We start from the raw sequence: 22,747 nt of genomic DNA, 5'->3' as shown, positions 1-22,747 counted from the left end.
GCGCGAGCGGCTTTAGCCGCGATCAAGGCAGCGGACCAGAGCACAAGGAAAAACCATGACCTGCGATTACACCCAACTGGCCAACGACGGCGTGCAGCGGCTGCGGCCTTATCAGCCCGGCAAACCCATCGAGGAGCTGCAGCGTGAGCTGGGCATCCGCGACGTGATCAAGCTGGCCAGCAACGAAAACCCGCTGGGCCCCAGTCACAGGGCGCTGGACGCCGCCCGCCACGCTCTGGACCAGATTCACCTGTACCCGGACGGCGCCGGCTTCTCGCTGAAGGCGGCCCTGGCGGAACGGCTGGGCGTGGGCGCGGACCAGCTGGTGCTGGGCAACGGCTCCAACGACGTGCTGGAACTGATCGCCCGGGCCTACCTGCAGCCCGGCGACGAGGCGGTGTTCTCGGAATTCGCCTTCGCCATCTACCCGCTGGTGACCCTGGCCTGTTCCGCCAAACCGGTGCAGGTGGAGTCGCACCTGTTCGGCCACGACCTGGCGGCCATGGCCGACGCCATCACCGAGCGCACCCGGGTGGTGTTCCTGGCCAACCCCAACAACCCCACCGGCACCTGGTTCAATGACCATGCCCTGGACGCTTTTCTGGCCCGGGTACCGGAAAACGTGCTGGTGGTGCTCGACGAAGCCTACTTCGAGTACGTGGAAGAGAGCCATTACCCGGACGGGCTGCGGCGCATGGCGCGCTACCCGAACCTGATCGTGACGCGCACCTTTTCCAAGATTCATGGCCTGGCCGGGCTGCGGGTGGGCTACGGCGTGGCCCATCCGCAGGTGGCGGACGTGCTCAACCGGGTGCGCCAGCCGTTCAACGTGAACATTCCGGCCCTGGCCGCCGCCGAGGCGGCCCTGGACGACAGCGATCATATCGAGAACTCCAAGAGCGAGAACACCACCGGCCTGGTGCAGCTGGCCGAGGGGCTGGCGGCCCTGAATCTCGAGCAGATTCCGTCGGTGGCCAACTTCGTCGCCTTCGACTGCGGCGGTGACGCCCAGCCCGTATATGAGGCGCTGCTGCGCGAAGGCGTGATCGTGCGGCCGCTGGGCGGCTACGGCATGCCCCGCCATCTGCGTGTGACCGCCGGCACCGCCCGCGACAACGAACGCTTCCTGGCGGCCCTGGGCAAGGTTCTGAGCGCCCGATGAGCGCCGGGCCGCTGTTCCGGCGGGTGACGGTGATCGGCCTGGGGCTGATCGGCGGCTCCTTCGCCGCCGCCCTCCGTGAGCGAGGATTGGCCGGCACCGTGGTGGCCGGCTCGCGCTCCGCGCGCACCCTGGAGCAGGGCATGGCCCTGGGCCTGATCGACGAAGGCAGCCAGGATCTGGCGCTGGCGGTGCGCGGCGCCGACCTGGTGTTCGTGTCCACGCCGGTGTCGGCCATGGAGGCGGTGTTCCAGGCGCTGGCCCCGGGGCTGGCGGAGGGCGCCATCGTCACCGACGGCGGCAGCGTCAAGGGCGCGGTGATCGAGCAGGCCAGGCGCACCCTGGGCGCCGGGTTTGCCCGCTTCGTGCCCGGCCATCCCATCGCCGGCAAGGAAAAAAGCGGGGTGGAGGCCGCCGACGCGGAACTCTACCAGCATCACCGGGTGATCCTGACGCCGGTGGCCGACACCGATGCCGACGCCGCCCGCCGGGTGGCGGAGCTGTGGAGCGCCCTGGGCGCGGAAGTGCTGACCATGGCCCCGGAGCACCACGACCGGGTGCTGGCGGAAACCAGCCACCTGCCGCATCTGCTGGCGTTTTCGCTGGTGGATACCCTGGCCCGCCAGGGGGACTCCACCGAGATTTTCCGCTACGCCGCCGGTGGCTTCCGCGACTTCACCCGTATCGCCGGGTCCGACCCGGTGATGTGGCACGATATCTTCCGTGAGAATCGCCAGGCGGTGCTCGATGCCCTGGATCTGTTCAGTGACGGCATCGAACGCTTCCGCCGGGCGGTGAGCGACCAGGATTCCGAGGCCATGATGGGTATCATGAGCCGGGCGAACACCGCCCGGGCCCATTTCCTGGCCATGAACACGCGCTCGTCCTATACCCGGGCGCGTCATTCCGACGACGAGACAGGCATGACACACGATTCCGATCCCACCTTCGTGGTATCCCCCGGCGGCCGGTTGCAGGGCCGGTTGCGGGTGCCCGGCGACAAATCCATGTCGCACCGCTCGATCATGCTGGCCTCCCTGGCCGAGGGCAGCACCGAGATCAGTGGCTTTCTGGAGGGCGAGGACGCCCTGGCCACGCTGCAGGCGTTCCGTGACATGGGCGTGGTGATCGAGGGCCCGCACAACGGCCGGGTGGTGGTGCACGGGGTCGGCCTGCATGGTCTGCGTGATCCCGGCAAGCCGCTCTATATGGGCAACTCCGGCACCTCCATGCGGCTGCTCACCGGCCTGCTGGCCGGCCAGAGCTTCGACACCGAGCTGACCGGCGACGAGTCGCTTTCCAAGCGCCCCATGGAACGGGTGGCGGCACCGCTGCGGGAAATGGGCGCCGTCATCGACACCGGCGAGGGCGGCCGCCCGCCGGTGCGTATTCACGGCGGCCATACCCTGAAGGGCATTCATTACCACCTGCCGATGGCCTCCGCCCAGGTCAAATCCGCGGTGCTGCTGGCCGGCCTGTACGCCGAGGGCGCCACCTCGGTGACCGAACCTGCGCCCACCCGTGACCATACCGAGCGGATGCTGACCGGCTTCGGCTACCCGGTGGGCCGGGACGGCGCCACCGCCACGGTGCACGGCGGCGGCGCTCTCAGCGGCGGCCGGCTGGACGTGCCCGCGGATATCTCCTCGGCGGCCTTCTTTCTGGTGGGCGCCAGCATCGCCGAGGGCAGCGAAGTGACGCTTCCCCATGTGGGCGTGAACCCCACCCGCACCGGCGTGATCGATATTCTCAAGCTGATGGGCGCGGACATTCGCCTGGAAAATCAACGGGATGCCGGTGGTGAGCCGGTGGCCGACCTGGTCGTGCGCAGTGCCCCCCTGAAGGGCATCACCATCCCCGAGGAGCTGGTGCCCCTGGCCATCGATGAGCTGCCGGCGGTGTTTATCGCCGCCGCCTGCGCCGACGGCGAGACCGTGCTGCGCGGCGCCGAGGAGCTGCGCGTCAAGGAGTCCGACCGCATCCAGGTGATGGCCGACGGGCTGGCCACCCTGGGGGTGGAGCATCAGGTCTATGAAGACGGCATCCGCATCGTTGGCGGCGCCTTCGGCGGCGGCCAGGTGGAATCCCACGGCGATCACCGCATCGCCATGAGCTTCGCCATGGCGGCGCTGCGCGCCGGCGCGCCGATTACCATCCACCACTGCGCCAACGTGGCCACCAGCTTCCCCGGCTTCGCCACGCTGGCCGCCGGCGCCGGCCTGGCCCTGGACGTGCAGGGCGCGGCGGTGCCGGCCGGAGAGGGCTCATGATCCCGGTAATCACCATCGACGGCCCGGTGTCCTCCGGCAAGGGCACCGTGGCGCGGCGGGTGGCCACCGGGCTGGGCTGGCATCTGCTGGACTCCGGGGCACTCTACCGGGTGCTGGGCCTGCACGCGGAACGGCGCGGCGTGGCCCTGGACGACGAAATGCGTCTGGTGGACCTGGCCGAGCAGCTGCCGGTGGAATTCCGGGAAGGAGGGAACGACACCGCGGTGCTGCTGGACGGCGAGGACGTGGGCCAGATCATCCGCGAGGAGCGGGTCGGCGAACTGGCCAGCCAGGTGGCGGTGCTGCAGCCGGTGCGCGATGCCCTGTTCGCCCGCCAGCGGGCCTTTGCCCAGCGCCCGGGGCTGGTGGCCGACGGCCGCGATATGGGCACCGTGGTGTTCCGTGACGCGCCGCTGAAGATCTTCCTCACCGCCAGCGCCGAGGAACGGGCCCGGCGGCGCCTGGGCCAGTTGAAGGAAAAGGGCTTTGATGCTAACCTCGCCACCCTTATCGAAGACATCCGCACCCGGGACGAGCGCGACATGCAGCGTGCCGTCGCCCCCCTGAAGCCGGCGCCGGACGCGGTGGAGATTGATTCCACCGAGCTCAGCGTGGATCAGGTGGTGGAGCGGATTCTCGACGAAGCCGGTGCCCGGTCCCTGACCTGAGGCAGCGGTTGTCCAGATTACCCCGTAGGAGCGGCTTCAGCCGCGATATCTCGCCGGCCGGCCAGTATCGCGGCTGAAGCCGCTCCTACAATGGTGTTCTGACTTTTCTGAAAACAGGTCGCCCGGTTTCTTACAGTAAACCAGCTTGGAACCGCGGCCTTTTATGAATAACCCATGCCTGCTGGTTGGTATGTGTATCACGAGATTATCCATGACTGAATCTTTTGCCGAACTTTTCGAAGAAAGCCTTAAGGACCTGGACGTTGCCCGCGGTTCCATCATCAAAGGTACCGTGGTCGCCATCGACAGTGACTGGGTCACCGTCAACGCCGGTCTGAAGTCCGAAGGCATCATCGCCCGCAACGAATTCATCAGCGAAAGCGGTGAGCTGGAAATCGCCGAAGGCGACGAAGTGGAAGTGGCGGTCGACGCCATCGACGACGGCATGGGCTTCACCCGCCTGTCCCGTGAGAAAGCCAAGCGCGCCGAAGTATGGGCCGAGCTGGAAGTGGCTTTCGACAAGGACGAAATCGTCAAAGGTCAGATCTCCGGCAAGGTCAAGGGCGGCTTCACCGTCGATATCGGCCCGATCCGCGCGTTCCTGCCCGGCTCCCTGGTGGACATCCGTCCGGTACGCGATGTTACCCACCTGGAAGGCAAGGACCTGGACTTCAAGGTCATCAAGCTGGATCCGAAGCGCAACAACGTGGTGGTTTCCCGCCGCGCAGTCATGGAAGCCGAACACTCCGCCGAGCGCGAAGCGCTGCTGGAGTCCCTGCAGGAAGGCATGGTGGTCAAGGGGATCGTCAAGAACCTCACCGACTACGGTGCGTTCGTGGACCTGGGCGGCATCGACGGCCTGCTGCACATCACCGACATGGCCTGGAAGCGCATCAAGCATCCCAGCGAAATCGTCGAAGTGGGCCAGGAAATCGAGATCAAGGTTCTCAAGTTCGACCGCGAGAAAATGCGCGTCTCCCTGGGCCTCAAGCAGCTGGGCGAGGATCCGTGGCACGACATCGTGCAGAAGTACCCGGAAGGTTCCAAGGTCCGTGCCCGCGTCACCAACCTCACCGATTACGGCTGCTTCGCCGAGATCGAGGAAGGCGTGGAAGGCCTGGTTCACGTATCCGAAATGGACTGGACCAACAAGAACATCCACCCGTCCAAGGTGGTAGAGATTGGCGACGAAGTGGAAGTGATGATCCTCGACATCGACGAGGACCGCCGCCGTATTTCCCTGGGTATCAAGCAGTGCATGTCCAACCCGTGGGAATCCTTCGCCGAGAACTACCAGAAGGGCGACCGCATCAGCGGCAAGATCAAGTCCATCACCGACTTCGGCATCTTCATTGGCCTGGAAGGCGGTATCGACGGTCTGGTGCACCTGTCCGACATCTCCTGGGAAGAGCAGGGCGAGGAAGCGGTGCGCAACTTCAACAAGGGCGATGAACTGGAAACCGTGGTTCTGTCCATTGATGCCGAGCGGGAAAGAATTTCCCTTGGAATCAAGCAGTTGACAGACGATCCGTTTGCTCAGTATGTTGCTGCCAATGAGAAGGGCACCATCGTTAAGGGCACGGTAAGGGAAGTGGACGCCAAAGGCGCCACCCTGGACCTGGCCGAGAACGTGGAAGGCACCCTGCGTGCCAGCGAAATCAGCCGCGACCGCGTCAACGATGCATCCGAAGTTCTCAAGGTGGGCGACGAGGTGGAAGCACGTATCACCAACATCGACCGCAAGAACCGCATCATCAATCTGTCCGTGCGTGCCAAGGATCAGGTACAAGATCGTGAAGCCATGGACAACCTGCAAGGTCAGGACGCCAATTCACCGAAAACCATCGGTGACCTGATCAAGCAGCAAATGGAAAACAGCAACGAGTCATAACGGCTCCTCCCCGGGGGCCGGCCAACCGGCCGGCCCCCCTGGGCAGGGAGCCCAGGGGAGAAGGTTGCAATGGCGTCAGCGTTAACGAAGTCGAAACTGATAGCCCGGATTTCCAAGCAGAATGACCACTTGTCTCCCAGGGATGTGGAGCTCGCCGTCAAAACCCTGATCGATTACATGGCCGACACCCTTTCCGAGGGAGGCCGTATCGAAATCCGCGGGTTTGGCAGCTTTTCCCTTCATTTCCGCGCCCCCCGAGTGGGCCGCAATCCCAAAACCGGCGCCAGCGTGAAGCTGGACGGTAAATACGTTCCGCACTTCAAGTCCGGCAAGGAACTGCGCGAACGGGTCAACGAATCCATGGTCGATGATGAAACCGACGACCACGGTGATTCCCGGGGCCAGGCCGCCCACGGCTGATTCCACCGGGCAGGATGAAGTGATGCGAAATCTCTACCGAATTTGTTTGATCGTTGCGCTGCTGGCGGTGTTCGTCGCGGCGTTTCTGTTTGTCACCGCCAACACGCAGCTGGTGACCCTGGCGCTGCCGGTCACCGGCTGGCAATGGCAGGTCACCCTGGGCGCCATGGCGGTGCTGCTGCTGGCCCTGGGGCTGTTGCTGGGGCTGCTGACCGGACTGGGCCTGCGAGGAGTACGTGGTCTGTTCGGGTCCCGTTCATGAGCGAACCGCTTTGGCTGATTCCGCTGTTCTTCTTCGCCATCGCCACCGGCTTCTATCTGGGGCGACGGGAAGGTAAGCGCCGCCAGCGCCGGCGCATGGAGTCCCTGTCCCAGGAATACGTGGCCGGGCTCAACTTTCTGCTCAATGAAGAGCCGGACAAGGCGGTGGAAGCCTTGCTCAGCAGCCTGGAAGTCACCGACCAGACCCTGGAAACCCACCTCAGCATGGCGCGGCTGTTCCGCAAACGCGGCGAATTCGACCGTGCCACCCTGATTCACTCCCACCTGCTGGAGCAGGGCGAGCTGCCGCGCGCCACCCAGGAACAGATCCAGCTGGAACTGGCCGAGGATTACCTGGCCGGCGGCCTGTTCGACCGGGCCGAGGAAGTGCTGCTGGAGATGCTCGACCAGGACTGCGAGAAGCGCGAGCAGGTGATCCGCCAGCTCACCCACCTGTACGAGCAGGAACGGGACTGGACCAGCGCCATTTCCATGGGCGAGCAGCTGGTCAAATCCGACCCCAAGATGGCGCCGATCCTGGCCCATTACTGCTGTGAGGAAGCCGACTCGCAAATCGCCCGGGGCGAACTGACCCCGGCGCGCCGCATGTTGCGCCGGGCCCTGGGGTTCGACCGGCAGTGCGTGCGCGCCAGCGTGGTGCAGGGCCGGCTGGAAATGCGCGAGGAGCAGTGGGGCGACGCCATCGAAGCCTTCAAGCGCATCTGGCAGCAGGACAAGGATTTCTTCGACGAGGTGCTCGGCGAGTTGCGCCAGTGTTACCAGCACCTGGAAAAAGAAGAAGAGTTTATCCGCCTGCTGGCCGATTTCAGCGCCGAGCAACCCTCCACCGCCCGGGTATTGCTGCTCTCGGAACAGCTGCGTGAGCGCTACGGTGACCGCGAGGCGGCGGACTTTATCGCCGATTACATGAAAGCCAACCCGTCGGTGCGCGGGCTGCAACGCATCATCGACATGAATCTGCAGGTGTCCGCCCAGGGCGAGGCCCGCGAACACCTGGGCATGCTCCGGGAACTCACCGAGCGCCTGGCCTCGGACAAAACCACGTACCAGTGCCGCCGCTGCGGCTTCCAGACCCCGCTGATGCAATGGCGCTGCCCGAGCTGCCGCCGCTGGGGCACCATCAAACCGCGCTCCGAAGGAGGCAAATCGTGACCGCCGACAGCCCCATTATCGTTGCCCTGGACTACCCGGAGGCCGACCAGGCCCTGGCCATGGCGGAGCGGCTGGACCCGGCACGGGTGCGCGTGAAGGTGGGCAAGGAGCTGTTCACCCGCGCCGGCCCGGCGGTGGTGGAAGCCCTGCGCCAGCGCGGTTTCGAGGTGTTCCTGGATCTCAAATTCCACGATATTCCCAATACCGTGGCCGGTGCCGTGCGCGCCGCCGCCGACCTGGGAGTGTGGATGGTCAATGTGCACGCCAGCGGCGGCGGGCGCATGATGGACGCCGCCCGGGAAGCCCTGGCCAATTGCAGCGAGCGCCCCCGGCTGATCGCGGTGACCGTGCTGACCAGCCAGACCGAGGACGATCTCCGCGAGATCGGCGTTACCGTCAGCGCCGAGGAGCAGGTGCGCCGGCTGGCCCTGTTGACCCGTGACCATGGCCTGGATGGCGTGGTTTGTTCCGCCCGGGAAGCGCCCATGCTGCGCGAGATCTGCGGCGCCGACTTCGATCTGGTAACGCCGGGCATCCGGCCCGCCGGCAGCGCCGGCGACGATCAACGGCGGGTGGTGACGCCGGCCCGGGCCCGGGAGCTGGGCGTAAGCCATATGGTGATCGGCCGGCCCATTACCCGTGCGCAAAATCCTACAGCGGTGGTGGACGATATCCTACAAAGCCTGACCTAGATGTCCGGCATTGGATCAGGCCGGTAGCCTACAGCCGGCCTGATCCGTTTCTCCTACAGTGAAGTCACCTTCAATTAAGGATGACTGACAGGAGAAAAAACATGGGACTTATTCGGAAAGCAATCGCCCGCAAAGGAATCACCCCGCAACCCTTTATCCCGCAGGACCTTCCCTCGAACGGCGCCGCCCGCCGCCGGACCAGCGCCACCCGCGCGCGGCTGGCCCCGGTGCTGCTGCTGGGCGCCTTGCTGACCGCCGGCCTGCCCCCGGCCCAGGCGGCCCAGCCCGCGGACGATGCCGCCCCGGCGGCGGCCATCGCGCCGATCAACCTGAACACCGCCACCGTGGAGGAGCTGCAACAGCTGCGCGGCGTGGGACCCGCCACGGCGGCGCGCATCGTGGCCTGGCGGGAACAGGAAGGGCCGTTCAAATCCGTTGATCAACTGATGGCGATCAAGGGCATCGGCGAGAAAACCCTGGCCCGTTTCCGCGACCGGCTGACGCTCTGACGGTGGGCGCGGTCTCCCCGCGCTGACGGTGTTTTGCGTGGAGCGTGCGCTTGTGGGTCCATGGCAGGCTGCTACTCCTTGGCTCCACGCGTCCGGCTATCCTGCCCCGGGATAGCCGGCTTTTTATGGGCTGCACACGACGGCCGTAACGGTGGCGGGGCGCCAGTTACAAGTTGAAAGTTGAAAGTTGAAACGCGGGTGGGGCCGACGATACGGCGGGGCCGTGCCCGCGCTCCCGGCCGCAGGCCGCGGGAAAGCCGACCGGCTATCTCTCTTTAACTTTCAACTTTCAACTGGCTTTTGCTCGGCACGGCACCACCTCCATCCTGCCCTGGCTTGCAGCTTGCAGCCGCCTCAGACCGGGCGCTGGCTTGGGGGAAACTCGCACAGGTCCGCGATGACGCATTCGCCGCATTTCGGTTTGCGGGCGGTGCAGGTATAGCGGCCGTGCAGGATCAGCCAGTGGTGGCAGTCCCGTTTGAACTCCTCGGGCACCACGCGCATCAGCCGGTTTTCCACTTCCACCACATTCTTGCCCGGGGCGATGCGGGTACGGTTGCTGACCCGGAAGATGTGCGTATCCACGGCGATGGTGGGTTCACCGAAGGCGGTATTGAGCACCACATTGGCGGTTTTGCGGCCCACCCCGGGCAGTGCCTCCAGGGCGGCGCGGGAGCGCGGCACCTGGCCATCGTGCTTCTCGATCAGCTGATCGCACAGCTTGATCACGTTGTTGGCCTTGGAATTGAACAGGCCGATGGTCTTGATGTACTCCTTCAGACCGTCCACCCCCAGGGCGCGGATCGCCGCCGGCGTATTGGCCACCGGGAACAGGCGCGCGGTGGCCTTGTTGACGCCCACGTCGGTGGCCTGGGCGGACAGCACCACGGCCACCAGCAGCTCGAAAGGGGTGTCGTAGTGAAGTTCAGTGGTGGGTACCGGGCGCTGGTCGCGCAGCCGGCGGAAGATCTCGGTGCGTTTTTCGCGGTTCATGATGGGCGCTTCCGGCCTGTCCGATCAATGAAACGCGCAGTATAGAGAGAATGGATCCAGGATGCAGGATTCAGGGCGAGACGTTCCCGCGACCTTCGGCCGGTAAAGGTATGCACGGCCCAGAATGCTTTAAGCGCGGGCACGGCCTTTCCGCCTCAGGGGCCCCGGCCCGCGCTGTATCCTGCATCCTGTATCAGCCTGTCAGTCGGTAACCACCTGGCCGTTTTCCACCGGCAGCCGGTCGCCGGGCTTGTCGTCCATGTGCACGGTGTGGGTCTGGCCATCCAGCCGGTAGGTAACGTTGTAGCCGTTTTTCTCGGTGCGGGTATTCATCACCGTCTGGCAGCGTTCCTCGGTGGTGGTGTAGGTGTTGTTCTGCTGCATCCGTTCCTGGGCCTTGTTGCCGGCGTAGCCGCCGGCGATGGCGCCCGCCGCCGTGGCCGCGTCCTTACCGCTGCCGCCGCCGAACTGGTGGCCAATGACCCCGCCGACCACCGCGCCGATGGCGCTGCCGGCGATCTGGTGTTCATCCTTCACGGGCTTCTGGCGCTGCACGGTGACCTGCTCGCAGCGTTGCTCCGGCTCCTGGTAGCTCTTGGTGGCCTGTTCCACCTTCACCACCTCGGCATAGCGATCCGCGTCGCCACCGAGGGCCTGATAGCCGGCGTAACCCACACCGACCACCGCCAGGGTGCCGGCCACGGTCAGGGCCAGCGTTGCGGGAGTATTCATGACGGCCTCCTTATTCCTTATTGGCATCGCTGCTTTTTTAACGGAAAACCGGCGTGAACGTTGTATAAGGTGGTTAAACGCCCCTCAATCGGCCTGATCGGACGGGCCCAGGTCATCCAGGCGCCGCCGGGCCTGGTCGGCGCGGGCCTGCATGGCCTCCACCCGGGCGCGCATGGCGTCCAGATCGCCGCTGCCCTGGCGTTGCGCGCGCTCCAGGGCGGCGCGGGCCTGTTTGCATTGCTTATGGGCCATATTGTAGGCGGTGGTGAGCTTGAGCCGCTGACGTCGCTGGTCGTCGCCGGCGGGGGCGGCGGGCGCCGGTGGCGGCGCCGTCGGCGGTTCGGCGCGGCGCGCCTGCCGCCGTTCCATCTTGCGGGCCTGTTCCCGGGCCAGGCGGGCTTCGCGGGCCTGGAAACGGTCCCGGGCCTGGTCCGCCCGCTGCCGTTCCGTCGGGTTGCGGGGATCAAAGGCCGGGCCACCAACGGTCAGCATATCGATGCAGTCCACCGGGCAGGGCGCCACGCACAGGTCGCAGCCGGTGCATTCGTCGGCGATCACCGTGTGCATGCGCTTGGCGGCGCCGACGATGGCGTCCACCGGGCAGGCCTGGATGCACTTGGTGCAGCCGATGCACTCGTCCTCGCGGATAAACGCCACCTGGCGGGTGGCGGCGTCCGGGTAGCCACGCGGGTCCAGGGGCAGCGACGGCCGCGCCAGCAGTTCCGCCAGGGCGTCGGCGGTGGCCTGGCCGCCCGGTGGGCAGTGGTTGTGCGCCTCGCCATCGGCCACCGCCCGGGCATAGGGCCGGCAGCCCGGGTGGCCGCACTTGCCGCACTGGGTTTGTGGCAGAAGATCGTCGATGCGCTGGACCAGAATGTCCTGTCCGGCGCTCATGGTAGCCGGGCCGTGCCGGCCACGGAGAACGGCGTCTCGATCATGGTTTTCCTCGATCCTGGCGCTGTGAGGCGGTGAGTTTAGCAAAATTTTCCGATTCCGAGAGACCCCCTGGAGGCCCCGTCATCACCGGGCCGGGCCCGCGAAGCGCCAGGCGGACACCGCCCCGGGTGGTGAAAACCTGGGGAACGGGGATGAAGTTCCGTTGCCCCATCGGGTAGGGTGATGCACTTACTGCGGATCACCGATTCGAGATTGGCTGAATGGAGAACCATATGACGACCGTAAAGCGACTGAGTATCGCGCTGCTGATGGCCCTGGGTGTAACCGGCACCGCCATGGCTCAGCAAGGCCCGGGAATGGCCCAGGGCGACCAGGTGGAGCAGCTTGATCAGCTGGTGAGCCTGAGCGCCGACCAGAAGAAGGAACTGCGCTCTCTGATGCAGGACTCCGAGGCCAAAATCAACGAAAAACGTAAGGAGGCCCAGGCGCTGCAGCAATCCCTGAGCAGCCAGATCGGTCCCGATTACGATGAGGACAAAATCCGTGACGACGCCGAGGAACTGGGTGAAGTCACCGGCGACATCGCCGCCGAGAGCGTGCTGCTGCAAGCCCGGATTCAGGACAGCCTGACCGAGGAACAGCGTAACACCCTGGAAGAGCGTGCCCGCCAGCAGCGCGAGCAGATGCGCCAGATGCAGGAGCAAATGCGCCAGCAGGGGCAGCAGCAGTAACCGTCGGCCCACACGGCAATAAAAAAAGCGCCCTTCGGGGCGCTTTTTTTTGCCATAACGAACCGCTAACTGCTGTTGTAGGAGCGGCTTCAGCCGCGATCAAAGGCGCAGCCAACCGCATCGCGGCTAAAGCCGCTCCTACGGGGAATTCCCCGCACTACGGCGAGGTTTTTGTAGGAGCGGCTTTAGCCGCGATTAAAGGCGCCGCCATCCGTATCGCGTACGGGGGATTCCCCGGCACTACGGCGAGGGTTTTGTAGGAGCGGCTTCAGCCGCGATCAAAGGCGCCGCCATCCGCATCGCGGCTAAAGCCGCTCCTACGGGGATTCCCCGGCACTACGGCGAGGTTTTTGTAGGAGCGGCTTCAGCCGCGATCAGAGGCGCTGCCATCCGCATCGCGGCTAAAGCCGCTCCTACATAAAACCGCTGGGGTTAGCGGACTTCCATGCCCGGTTCGGCGCCGTTGTCCGGTGACAGGATGAAGATGTCCTCGCCGCCGGGGCCGGCGGCCAGCACCATGCCCTCGGAAACGCCGAACTTCATTTTGCGCGGCGCCAGGTTGGCGACCAGCACCACCATTTTGCCTGCCAGGTCCTCGGGGGCGTATTTCGCTTTGATGCCGGCGAACACATTGCGCTGGCCCAGTTCGCCCACATCCAGGGTCAGTTGCAGCAGCTTGTCGGCGCCTTCCACGTGCTGGGCCTGCACCACGCGGGCGGCGCGCAGCTTGACCTTGAGGAAGTCGTCGATGGTGATGGTGTCGTCACCGTCCTCCGCCGGTTGCTCGTCCTTGGCCGCCGCCGGGGCCGGGTTGGTTTCCCGGGAGTCGCTCAGCATGGCTTCGATATGGGCCATGTCCACCCGCGCCAGCATCGGCGTGAACTTGTTGATCTCGTGCTCCAGCAGCAGGGCGTCGCTGTCCGCCCAGGTCAAAGGCGGAATATTGAGAAACGCCTCGGCCCGTTCGGCCAGACCCGGCAGCACCGGCTTCAGGTACAGCACCAGCAGGCGGAACACGTTCAGGGCGGTGGTGCAGATCTCCAGCACTTCCTGCTCGCGGCCTTCTTCCTTGGCCAGCGACCAGGGTGCCTTGTCGGCGATGTAGCCGTTGGCGTGGTCGGCCAGCTGCATGACCTCGCGCATGGCCTTGCCGAATTCGCGCTGCTCATAGAAGCCGGCGATGGCGGCGGCGGCCTGCTGCGCTTCCTGGACCAGCAGCGGATTGTCCGGATGGTCACTGAGGGTGCCGCCGAACTTCTTGACGAAGTTGCCGGTGCGGCTGGCGATATTGACCACCTTGCCCACCAGGTCGGTATTCACCCGCTGGGCGAAGTCCTCCAGGTTGAGGTCGAAATCGTCCACCCGGTTGTTGAGCTTGGCGGCGAAGTAATAGCGCAGGTATTCCGGATTGAGATGGTCCAGGTAGGTGCGCGCCTTGATAAAGGTGCCCCGGGACTTGGACATCTTGGCGCCGTTGACGGTGACGAAGCCGTGGCTGTAGATCGCCGTGGGTTTACGCAGCCCGGCGCCATCCAGCATGGCCGGCCAGAACAGGCCGTGGAAGTTGATGATGTCCTTGCCGATAAAGTGGTAAAGCTCGGCGTCGGAATCCGCTTTCCAGTAATCGTCGAAGTCCAGGCCTTCCCGGTCGCACAGATTCTTGAAGCTGGCCATGTAGCCGATGGGCGCGTCCAGCCAGACATAGAAATACTTGCCCGGGTAACCGGGGATCTCGAAGCCGAAGTAGGGCGCTTCCCGGGAGATGTCCCAGGGTTGCAGGTCCTCGATCCATTCCTGCAGCTTGTTGGCGACGCCTTCCTGCAGTGAGCCGGAACGGGTCCACTGGCGCAGCAGAGGCTCGAACTGGGGCAGGTCGAAGAACAGCTGGGTGGTTTGCTTCTCCACCGGGGTGGCACCGCTCACCGCGGAGTAGGGCTCGATCAGCTCCGAGGGCGAGTAGGTGGCGCCGCACACTTCGCAGTTGTCGCCGTACTGGTCGGCGGCGCCGCATTTCGGGCAGGTGCCGCGCACGAAGCGGTCGGACAGGAACATGCCCTTTTCCGGATCGTACAGCTGGGTGATCTCCTTCTCGATGATGTAGCCGGCGTCCTTGTTACGCTGGAAAATCATCTCCGAGAACATCCGGTTTTCCGGACTGTGGGTGCTGTAGTAGTTGTCGAAGCGGATCTGGAAATCGGCGAAGTCCCGCTCGTGGTCGGCTTTCACCGTGGCGATCTGCTGCTCCGGGGTAACGCCGTTTTCCTCCGCCTTGAGCATGATGGCGGTGCCGTGGGCGTCGTCGGCGCAAACATAGAGGCATTGCTGCCCGCGCAGCTTCTGGAAGCGCACCCAGATGTCGGTCTGGATGTACTCCAGCAGGTGGCCCAGGTGAATCGGGCCGTTGGCGTAGGGCAGGGCGCTGGTGACCAGGATCTTACGGGGTGTGTCGCTCATGGGGCCTTCAATCTTCGACGGGAAAACAGGGCCGCTATGATACTGGCCCCGGGGCGTGGTTGAAACTGTGCCTGGATGGATCGCGGCTGAAGCCGCTCCTACGGCACGCGAGTTTGTAGCAGCGGCTTGAGCCGCGATCCCTTCAGCCGGCGCCGCTCAGCGCCCGGTTGCGCTGCAGTGCCTCCAGCACCTGATCCCGGGATACCGGCTTGCTCAGGTAGTCGTCGACGCCGGCGTCCCGGGCCCGCTGCACATAGTCGCCGGTGGCATGGGCGGACAGGGCGATGATCCAGCACGGGTCCACGTCGCGGTCCTGCTCCAGCAGACGGATCTCGCGGGTGGCGTCGTAGCCGTCCAGCACCGGCATCTCGCAGTCCATGAAGATCACGTCCCAGTTGCCCGGGGTGTCCTCCATGCGCCGCACCGCCTGGGCGCCGTCGGTGAGCAGGGTGGCATGGATGCCGATGGAGCGCAGGATGCTGTCGATCACCAGCTGGTTGACCGCGTTGTCCTCCACCACCATCACGTTCAGGCGCGACAGCCGTGGCAGCCGTTCGCTGTTTTGCTCTGGCGGCACCTCGGCGTTGGCTTCTTCCCGCTCGCGCAGTTGCGTGCACAGGCTGTGCTTGAGAGCCCGGGACGACACCGGCGTTTCCACCAGCAGCATGTCCATGGGCAGCTCACCGGTGATCTCGGCGCCGGTGGCCTGCAGGATCAGCAGCGGCGGATCGCCCAGGCGCCGGCGCACTTCCATCAGCTCGGCGCGGCGCGCCAGGTTGGGCTCGGAGGCCAGCAGGATATCGGCGGCCTCCTCGCCGTCCGGCGCCGCCAGGGCCTGGTCACAGTCCGCGTATTCCCGCACCGACAGGCCCCAGCGGGCCATCAACTGCGACAGGCTCAGCGCCAGGGAGGCGTCGTGGCTGATCATCACCGCCTGGTGGCCGGCCAGGGCCTTTTCCGGACGCGCCGGTTCGCGGACCACGGTGGGCAGGCTGAGCCAGAAGGTGGCGCCCCGGCCCAGCGAGCTGGACACGCCGATTTCGCCGCCCAGCAGCTCGGCCAGGCGCTTGCAGATGGTCAGCCCCAGGCCGGAGCCCTGCATGCGATGGCGGTGGTTGCCGCCGCCGTTCTGGCCGAACACCTGGAACAGGTTCTGCTGCTGGGCCTCGTCCAGGCCGATGCCGGTGTCCACCACCTCCAGCATCACCACGCAGTTGCCCTGGTCGTCCGGCGGCTGGCGCACGCCCAGGTGCAGCGCCACCTGGCCCTGGTCGGTGAACTTATAGGCGTTGCTGAGCAGGTTGGTGAGCAGCTGTTTGACCCGGATCGGGTCGGTATGGATACGGCGTGGCACCCGCGAGTCGATAAAGGTGTACAGGGGCACGCCGCTTTCCGAGGCACGCAGGGCGAACAGCCGCACGCAGTCGTCCACCAGCTGCTCCACGTCCACGTCCTGATATTCCAGCTCCAGCTTGCCGGATTCGATGCGTGAGTAATCCAGGATGTCGTTGATCACCGTGACCAGCGACTGGGTGGACTGATGGATGGTGTCCACGTACTGGGCCTGCTGGGTGCTCAGGGTGGTGCGGCGCAGCAGGTCGGTCATGCCGATGATGCCGTTCATGGGGGTGCGGATTTCGTGGCTCATGGTGGCCAGGAATTCGCTCTTCGCCTGGTTGCGGGCGCCGGCCTTGAAGGCGTCCATCTCGGCCACCGCCTTGTCGCGCACCGACAGGGCGTGGGCTTCCTTGAGCCGGTTGATGCGCCGCGCCAGGGCCAGCGACAGCAGTACCACTTCCAGGAACACGCCGGCCTGCAGCAGATTTTCGGTGAGGTCGGTGCGTGGCAGTATCCCGTACTTGTTCAGTGACATGGCGGCGGCGCCGACAATAAAACACAGCCAGGCGGCGGTGAAGATGCGCGCGTCCGGGTCACCGGCGGCGGCACGCAGCAGGCTGGCCAGCAGGATGCTGAAATCCATCGCCAGAATCGCCAGCACCGCCAGCGGCACCAGCCATTGTCGCTCCACGAAGGGCGCCGCCAGCAGCAGCACCACGCCGGTGCCGACCAGCGCCTTGAGCAGCCGCGCCAGGGGTGGCGCCCGCCGGGGCAGATCGAGAAAGTGCAGGGTGAACAGGGTGGGCAGAATCACCAGCATCGGCAGCAGGTAATGCAGGATGTAACGGCTGAGCAGCGGCGCGCCGGGCCACAGGTACTTTTGCCCATAGCCGTGCAGGATCGCCATGAACAGGGTGATCGCCAGGGACCAGAACACATAGAGCAGATAGGCCTTCTCGCGGATCGAGAAGAACAGCGACAGGTTGTACAGAATCATCACCAGCATGCCGCCGAAGAACAGCCCCTGCACCAGGGTGTGGCTGAGCAGGCTCTGATCCAGGGCCGGCTTGCTCATCAGCTTTATAGGCAGTTGAATGCTATGGGGCGAGGTGATATCGATCAGCACCGTGCGCGCGGCGCCGGCGGGCAGGACCAGCGGAAAGGTGGGCAGTGCCTGATCGCCCGGGCGCACGTCGAAGGCCCGGTCCATGCCGGCCTGATAGTGAACCGGTGGCTGGCCGTCGCCGAGCAGGTAAACGTCCAGGGTGCCGAGCATGGCGTACTCCACCACCAGCCGCCAATCCAGCGTCTGTTCGGTGGCGTTGCGCACCGTCAGCCGGAACCAGCAGCGGTCGGCGGTGAACCCCAGGTTGGGCATGCCCCGGGCGCTGACCCACGGCCAGGCGTCCAGGTCGCGGCGCAGGCTGTCCAGGTCCGGGGCCTGATCGCGGGGCGCGCAGAAGTAGTCCAGCGCTGAGTAGGGCTGCACGGTATCGACCTGGCCGTCCAGGATCAGCTCTCTTTGCGGAGAGGGCTGGCTCCAGGCGGTGGCGGGCAGCAGCCCGATCACCAGGATCAGCACGGCGAACCGCGAGAGCAATGAAACAGCGTCCTGCACCAAAATAAGGGGTACCCCGTGCGCGGATCCGGGTGGAATCCTGTGTTGACTGTTTCAGGATGCTAGCAGTGCTTCCGTGGGGGCTCAATGAATGGAGAACAGGGGGGAAGGAACCATGACCAGAACCGTGGCACCGTTCGCGGTGGGACCGTTGGCCGGCAGCGCCGACCAGACCAGTATTCGTATTTTCGGGGCCATGCCCGGCGGCGCCCTGGGCGCCGGCCGCAAGGCCCCCCACGGCCGCATCCGCTGGCGGGCGGAAGGGCAAAGCCACTGGCGGGGCCCGCGCCACTTCCGCATCAACGGCAACTTCGACAGCAGCGGGGTGGTGGTGCTGCGCGACCTGGAGCCCGGCACCCGCTACCAGTACCAGGCCGGCTATGTGGACGACCCGCAAACGGTGGACGCGGCGCTGGACTGGCACCGCGCCACGGAAGGGCATTTTCGCACCGCGCCGGCCTCCGACCAGGAGCCGGTGAGCTTTCTGTTCGGCTCCTGCTGCTACCGCTTCACCGGCCTGGACCACCAGGTGGAGGACGACCGCGCCGACCGGGTGTTCGCGGTGATGGCCGAGCAGGGCCGGGCGCGCCACACCGACTTCGTGCTGTACGCCGGCGACCAGGTCTATGCGGACGCCACCTGGCGGGTGGGCGCGGCGTCCTCCCAGCAGCAGTATTTCGACCTCTATCGGCAGAGCTTCGGCCAGCCCCACATCCGCCGGCTGATGGCCGACCACAACCACCATATGATCCTCGATGACCACGAAATCGAGAACAACTGGCCGGCCCGGGCCAACCCGGACCTGTGGACCAGCAAATACCCGGCGGCCATGAAGGCCTATCAGATCTACCAGGCGTCCCATTCCCCGGCGGTGCCGCTCAACGCCGAAGGCAGTCGCCTGGACCGGGACCCGGAGCGGCTCTGGTACAGCTATCGCTGGGGCGGCGCGGATTTCTTCCTGATGGATCTGCGCACCGAGCGGGTGCTGAGCCGCTGGCCCTGGCAGCGCCGCGTCATGTCCCGGGAGCAGGAAGAGGCGGTGGTGGCCTGGCTCAATGACGGCCCGGAGCGCATCAAATGCCTGGTGTCGTCGGTGCCGTTGCTGCCCGAGCAGCGCTGGCCGTTCCGTGGCGAGGACAGCTGGGAAGGCTTCCGCGCCCAGCGCCAGCGCCTGATCGATGCCATGCGCGCCAGCCGCGCCCGGCGCCTGCTGGTGCTCAGCGGGGATGTGCACGCCTCCCTGTACGCGCGCCTGGACAGCGCCGGCAAGGCGCCGATCCATGCCTGGATCTGTTCCGGCCTGTTCTGGCCCACGGCGCTGATGGCGTTCCGTTGGTACCGGCCGATGATCCGCGACGATCACCGCCTGTCCGGGCTGTGGAAACCGTCCCTGGGGCGGGTGCGGGTGCCCGGCCAGGTGTACAGCCGCGATGCCTTTTCCCGGGTGACCCTGGACGCGGAAGGGGCGCGCCTGGAGCTGTTCAACCGGGACGGCGAGCCGGTGCCGGAGGCCGGCGCGGAAATTCGTTGGGATGGCTGATCTCCTACAAAGATCATGGCAAATCTCCGATCCCCAGCGCCCCGGTGGGGCCCTAGAGTGGTCGTTGCACGGACGCTAAAGGACACGGAAGTCCCTTTCGGCCCGCTCAGCCGCCCGCCCTCCCCGGCGGGCTTTTTTTTGGTTCATCGCACTTTGGCGGGAAATCGATGCGAGGGGTCTCTATCCGGGACGCGGATCTGTGTGGGTGCCTTCCGGGATCGCTCAAGCCGTCCCTGGGCGCTCCCGTTTTTGGCATCCCTGCCAAAAAGGGTCCCGGAAGGCACCCACACAGCTCCGCTTCGAGGTAGCGGAACCGTTCCGGGTCCGAACAACGATGAACCATGGGGGGTAGAGGTGGCGGCTCCGTAGAGCCCATCTTCGAGCCGGCAAGCTCCGTTTTTCGCTCCGCCAAGCGTTGGAAGCGGCACGCAGCGCTGAGGCTCACTGCTCAGCGGTTCAGGGCGCGACGCCCTTCCGGGACCCTTGAGAACAGGACGTTCGAAAGGGAGCCCCCATGGACGGGTTCACGGCGTTCCCGGAAGGGCGTCGCGCCCTGAGCCGCGCCTCGGCTGGAGGAAAGTGCGAGGAACCATGCTTTTCGCCATAATGGCGTCCCCTGAATCCGGAGGACCCATGGCCGAACCCGACGACACCGCGATACTCAAAGCCAAACTCAACCAGGAAACCGCCCGCGCCGGCTGGCGCGAACTGCAGCCGTTCTTTGCCCGGGGTCAGACCGTGGCGGTGGCCGGCGACCTGGATTTGATCGAGGTGGCGGTGGCGTTCGCCGAGGACCGGGTGGAGCAGATCCGCCAGTGGCGCAGCCAGGGCCGGGTGGACGCGGTGGGCGATGACCAGGCGCGCGGCTGGTTCGAGGCCGACCAGGAGATGTGGACCCTGGTGGTGAAGCCCTGGGTGCTGGTGCAGCCGGCGCGGGCCCACTAACACCGCCACCATCCAGGCTGAAGCGCAACGCCGCCCGGCCGCTCCCACCGTTTCGATACACCTGTAGGAGCGGCTTCAGCCGCGATGCCCACCCGGCCGGCCACGAACACATTGCAGTCCCGCCCACGCTCACTATACTGTCCATAAGAACAGTACTCGGAGAGCGTGCCCATGGCCACCAGCGCGTCCAATCGGGGCACCCTGAACCGGCAACCCGGCCGGTTCGCGGTGACCCACAGTGAACACGACGAACCGGCGGCGGCCCGGCCCAGCCGCTATCACCGGGAAATCGCCCGTTCCATCCTGACCCGCAACCAGAGCCCGGACCTGCACTTCGACACCAGCCTCAACCCCTACCGGGGCTGCGAGCACGGCTGCATCTACTGTTTCGCCCGCCCCAACCACGCCTATGTGGACCTGTCCCCGGGGCAGGATTTCGAGAGTGAGATTTTCTGCAAGGACAACGCCGCCGAGGTGCTGCGCGAGACCCTGCGCAAACCCGGCTACCGGTGCCGCCCCATCGTGATCGGTACCGCCACCGACCCCTACCAGCCGGTGGAACGGGAGCGGCGCATCACCCGGGAAATTCTGCAGGTGCTGAACGAATGCCGGCATCCGTTCAGCCTGATCACCAAGAGCGCCCTGGTGCTCCGCGATCTGGACCTGATCGGGCCCATGGCCCGGGAGGGGCGGGCCTCGGTGGCGGTATCGGTGACCACCCTGGACAACCGCCTCAAGGGACAACTGGAACCCCGCGCCAGCGGTGGGCGGGAGCGGTTGCGCACGGTGCGCGAACTGGCCCGGGCCGGGGTGCCGGTGACGGTGCTGGTGGCGCCGCTGATTCCGTTTATCAATGACCATGAGCTGGAAGACATCGTCGAGCAGGTGGCCGCCGCCGGGGCGCGCAGCGCCGGCTATGTGATCCTGCGTCTGCCCCACGAGCTGGGCGGGCTGTGGGAGGAATGGCTGGAGACCCATTACCCGGACCGGGCCGGCAAGGTGATGGCCACGGTGCGCGAGCTGCACGGCGGCGCCACCTACGACAGCCGCTGGCACCACCGGCATCGCGGCCAGGGCCCCTGGGCGCAGTTGCTGTCGCGGCGCTTCCAGACCGCCTGCCAGCGCGCCGGGCTGGCGCCCCGGGAGAGCTTTACCCTGGACTGCGGCGCGTTCCGGCCGCCGGGGCTGGCCGGGCAGATGCATTTGTGGGACGGTTAGCGCCCCTTTCTTTTGATGCCGTTGCCCGGGAGTCCCTGATGACCCAGCCCGTCGCCCTGTTGTGGGACCGCCCGTCGGGACCCCACCACGCCACCCTGGTGTTCGCCCACGGCGCCGGCGCGCCCATGGACAGCCCGTTCATGGCGCGCATGGCGGCGTTGCTGGCGGAGCGGGGCGTGGCGGTGGCGCGTTTCGAGTTCGCCTATATGGCCCGGCGCCGGGAGGAGGGCGTCAAGGCGCCGCCGGATCGGGCGCCGAAACTGCTGGAGCGGTTCCGCGCCGCTCTGGCGTCGGTGGCGGAGCAGGCCCCGGGGCCGCTGTGGATTGGTGGCAAATCCATGGGCGGGCGCATGGCCACCCTGTTGCTGGCGGAACCGTCGCCGCCGGTGGCCGGGGCGGTGGTGTTCGGCTACCCGTTCCATCCGCCGGGCAAGACCGAGCGCACCCGGCTGGATCATTTTCCCGACCTGGGCGGCCCGTTGCTGATCTGTCAGGGTGAGCGCGACCCGTTCGGCCGGCGCGGCGAGGTGGAAGACTACCGGCTTGGCGCGCCGGTGACCCTGCACTGGGCCTTCGACGGTGACCACGACCTGAAGCCGCGCAAGCGCAGCGGCGGTGACCATGACGCCAACCTGGTGGCCGCCGCCGACCGGGCCGCCGCCTTTATGAACGGGTCGGCTTCTCGGTAATCCACAGATGGATGGTGCCTTCCACCACCACGGTGCCGTCCTCGCGGCGGGCGGACACCGTCACCGGCAGGTCCGGACCATGATCCCAGGCGCCGGGGGCCACCTCCGCCACCGCCGTGATGTCGCTGTCCGCCTTGGCGGTGTAGCGCACGTCCATGCCCTTGGGAATCCAGCGCAGGTGCTTGGGGACGGAGGCCTCGGCCATGGCCCCCATGGCCGCTTCCAGAGCGTTGCAAATGGCGATCACGTGCACCGTGCCAATGTGGTTCTGCACCGCCCGGCGTTTGCGGAAGGTGACCTTGCAATAATTGGGGCGCAGTTCTTCCACCAGCGGCCGCACGGTGCCGAAATAGGGCGCCTTGCGCGCGAACAGTCTGGAAAACAGCAGCTTGCCCTTGGGCAGTTTGGCGCTGCGGTTGTAGAGCTTGAGCAGATAATTGTCGCTCATGAAGATCTCCCGATGGCAAAGCGCTTATTGTCGGCGAGCATCGGTCCCGGGCAATGGCCGGCGGGGCGCGCCCGCGCCGGCGCGGCGGACCATTCCGTTCA

Annotated in this window: 19 protein-coding genes and 1 pseudogene; 14 read left to right on the top strand and 6 right to left on the bottom strand. The window is 66.1% G+C overall.

The window, feature by feature from the left end:
* The first annotated feature begins 55 nt into the window (after positions 1 to 55).
* From hisC to FGS76_RS07410, 9 genes are all read left to right on the top strand, one after another.
* The gene (hisC, locus tag FGS76_RS07450) at positions 56 to 1,162 is read left to right on the top strand and encodes a histidinol-phosphate transaminase (protein WP_138771990.1); all 1,107 of its coding nucleotides are present in this window, start codon (positions 56 to 58) and stop codon (positions 1,160 to 1,162) included.
* Complete coding sequence (locus tag FGS76_RS07445) at positions 1,159 to 3,429, top strand: bifunctional prephenate dehydrogenase/3-phosphoshikimate 1-carboxyvinyltransferase (protein WP_138771989.1); 2,271 nt, start codon at positions 1,159 to 1,161, stop codon at positions 3,427 to 3,429. Before hisC ends, FGS76_RS07445 begins: the two co-directional genes overlap by 4 nt.
* Positions 3,426 to 4,097 carry a (d)CMP kinase gene (gene cmk / locus FGS76_RS07440; RefSeq protein WP_138771988.1) on the top strand — a complete coding sequence of 224 codons (672 nt, stop codon included), beginning with the start codon at positions 3,426 to 3,428 and terminating at the stop codon, positions 4,095 to 4,097. Before FGS76_RS07445 ends, cmk begins: the two co-directional genes overlap by 4 nt.
* Positions 4,098 to 4,308: 211 nt before the next feature.
* Positions 4,309 to 5,988, top strand: a complete 1,680-nt coding sequence (gene rpsA, locus FGS76_RS07435; RefSeq protein WP_138771987.1) for a 30S ribosomal protein S1 — start codon at positions 4,309 to 4,311, stop codon at positions 5,986 to 5,988.
* A 69-nt stretch (positions 5,989 to 6,057) separates the two neighbouring features.
* The gene (gene ihfB, locus FGS76_RS07430; protein ID WP_138771986.1) at positions 6,058 to 6,408 is read left to right on the top strand and encodes an integration host factor subunit beta; all 351 of its coding nucleotides are present in this window, start codon (positions 6,058 to 6,060) and stop codon (positions 6,406 to 6,408) included.
* Between the two features lie 22 nt (positions 6,409 to 6,430).
* On the top strand, positions 6,431 to 6,670 hold the full coding sequence (locus tag FGS76_RS07425; protein ID WP_138771985.1) for a DUF1049 domain-containing protein: 240 nt from the start codon (positions 6,431 to 6,433) through the stop codon (positions 6,668 to 6,670).
* Positions 6,667 to 7,842 (top strand): lipopolysaccharide assembly protein LapB, encoded by a 1,176-nt coding sequence (gene lapB, locus FGS76_RS07420; protein WP_138771984.1) that lies wholly within the window; start codon positions 6,667 to 6,669, stop codon positions 7,840 to 7,842. Before FGS76_RS07425 ends, lapB begins: the two co-directional genes overlap by 4 nt.
* On the top strand, positions 7,839 to 8,534 hold the full coding sequence (gene pyrF, locus FGS76_RS07415) for an orotidine-5'-phosphate decarboxylase (RefSeq protein ID WP_138771983.1): 696 nt from the start codon (positions 7,839 to 7,841) through the stop codon (positions 8,532 to 8,534). The genes lapB and pyrF overlap by 4 nt, the downstream gene beginning before the upstream one ends.
* Before the next feature lie 101 nt (positions 8,535 to 8,635).
* Complete coding sequence (locus tag FGS76_RS07410; RefSeq protein ID WP_138771982.1) at positions 8,636 to 9,043, top strand: ComEA family DNA-binding protein; 408 nt, start codon at positions 8,636 to 8,638, stop codon at positions 9,041 to 9,043.
* A 354-nt stretch (positions 9,044 to 9,397) separates the two neighbouring features.
* Here FGS76_RS07410 and nth read toward each other — a convergent pair whose 3' ends face one another.
* The 3 genes and pseudogenes from nth to rsxB all read right to left on the bottom strand — a co-directional run.
* Positions 9,398 to 10,036, bottom strand: coding sequence for an endonuclease III (gene nth, locus FGS76_RS07405; protein WP_138771981.1), 639 nt, complete (start codon positions 10,034 to 10,036; stop codon positions 9,398 to 9,400).
* Positions 10,037 to 10,237: 201 nt separating this feature from the next.
* A complete protein-coding gene (locus tag FGS76_RS07400) occupies positions 10,238 to 10,768 on the bottom strand; it encodes a glycine zipper 2TM domain-containing protein (RefSeq protein ID WP_138771980.1) in 531 nt (176 codons plus the stop codon).
* 480 nt (positions 10,769 to 11,248) lie between these two features.
* Positions 11,249 to 11,647: pseudogene (rsxB, locus tag FGS76_RS19640) on the bottom strand (electron transport complex subunit RsxB); the annotation flags it as partial.
* Positions 11,648 to 11,937: 290 nt separating this feature from the next.
* On the opposite strand from rsxB, the gene FGS76_RS07390 reads away from it, so the two are divergent.
* On the top strand, positions 11,938 to 12,396 hold the full coding sequence (locus FGS76_RS07390) for a Spy/CpxP family protein refolding chaperone (protein ID WP_138771978.1): 459 nt from the start codon (positions 11,938 to 11,940) through the stop codon (positions 12,394 to 12,396).
* A 432-nt stretch (positions 12,397 to 12,828) separates the two neighbouring features.
* On the opposite strand, the gene metG is transcribed toward FGS76_RS07390, so the two are convergent.
* Together metG and FGS76_RS07380 are read right to left on the bottom strand one after the other, a co-directional pair.
* The gene (metG, locus tag FGS76_RS07385) at positions 12,829 to 14,850 is read right to left on the bottom strand and encodes a methionine--tRNA ligase (RefSeq protein ID WP_138771977.1); all 2,022 of its coding nucleotides are present in this window, start codon (positions 14,848 to 14,850) and stop codon (positions 12,829 to 12,831) included.
* Positions 14,851 to 14,992: 142 nt separating this feature from the next.
* Positions 14,993 to 17,788 (bottom strand): hybrid sensor histidine kinase/response regulator, encoded by a 2,796-nt coding sequence (locus FGS76_RS07380; protein ID WP_240692455.1) that lies wholly within the window; start codon positions 17,786 to 17,788, stop codon positions 14,993 to 14,995.
* Between the two features lie 133 nt (positions 17,789 to 17,921).
* Here FGS76_RS07380 and FGS76_RS07375 point away from each other — a divergent pair, with 133 nt between their 5' ends.
* From FGS76_RS07375 to FGS76_RS07360, 4 genes are all read left to right on the top strand, one after another.
* Positions 17,922 to 19,346: an alkaline phosphatase D family protein gene (locus tag FGS76_RS07375; RefSeq protein WP_138771976.1), complete on the top strand. Its 1,425-nt coding sequence runs from the start codon at positions 17,922 to 17,924 to the stop codon at positions 19,344 to 19,346.
* Positions 19,347 to 19,979: 633 nt separating this feature from the next.
* On the top strand, positions 19,980 to 20,291 hold the full coding sequence (locus tag FGS76_RS07370; RefSeq protein ID WP_138771975.1) for a DUF2288 domain-containing protein: 312 nt from the start codon (positions 19,980 to 19,982) through the stop codon (positions 20,289 to 20,291).
* A gap of 171 nt (positions 20,292 to 20,462) precedes the next feature.
* On the top strand, positions 20,463 to 21,509 hold the full coding sequence (locus FGS76_RS07365; RefSeq protein WP_138771974.1) for a PA0069 family radical SAM protein: 1,047 nt from the start codon (positions 20,463 to 20,465) through the stop codon (positions 21,507 to 21,509).
* Between the two features lie 38 nt (positions 21,510 to 21,547).
* On the top strand, positions 21,548 to 22,198 hold the full coding sequence (locus tag FGS76_RS07360; protein ID WP_138771973.1) for an alpha/beta family hydrolase: 651 nt from the start codon (positions 21,548 to 21,550) through the stop codon (positions 22,196 to 22,198).
* Here the strand turns inward: FGS76_RS07360 and FGS76_RS07355 are convergent.
* Positions 22,173 to 22,646, bottom strand: coding sequence for a hotdog fold domain-containing protein (locus FGS76_RS07355; protein ID WP_138771972.1), 474 nt, complete (start codon positions 22,644 to 22,646; stop codon positions 22,173 to 22,175). The genes FGS76_RS07360 and FGS76_RS07355 overlap by 26 nt on opposite strands.
* Between the last annotated feature and the right edge of the window lie 101 nt (positions 22,647 to 22,747).

This window comes from Alloalcanivorax gelatiniphagus (genome assembly GCF_005938655.1).
Lineage (GTDB): Bacteria > Pseudomonadota > Gammaproteobacteria > Pseudomonadales > Alcanivoracaceae > Alloalcanivorax > Alloalcanivorax gelatiniphagus.
Note: the sequence above shows the minus strand (reverse complement) of the source record. Positions and strands in the feature narration are given on the sequence as shown.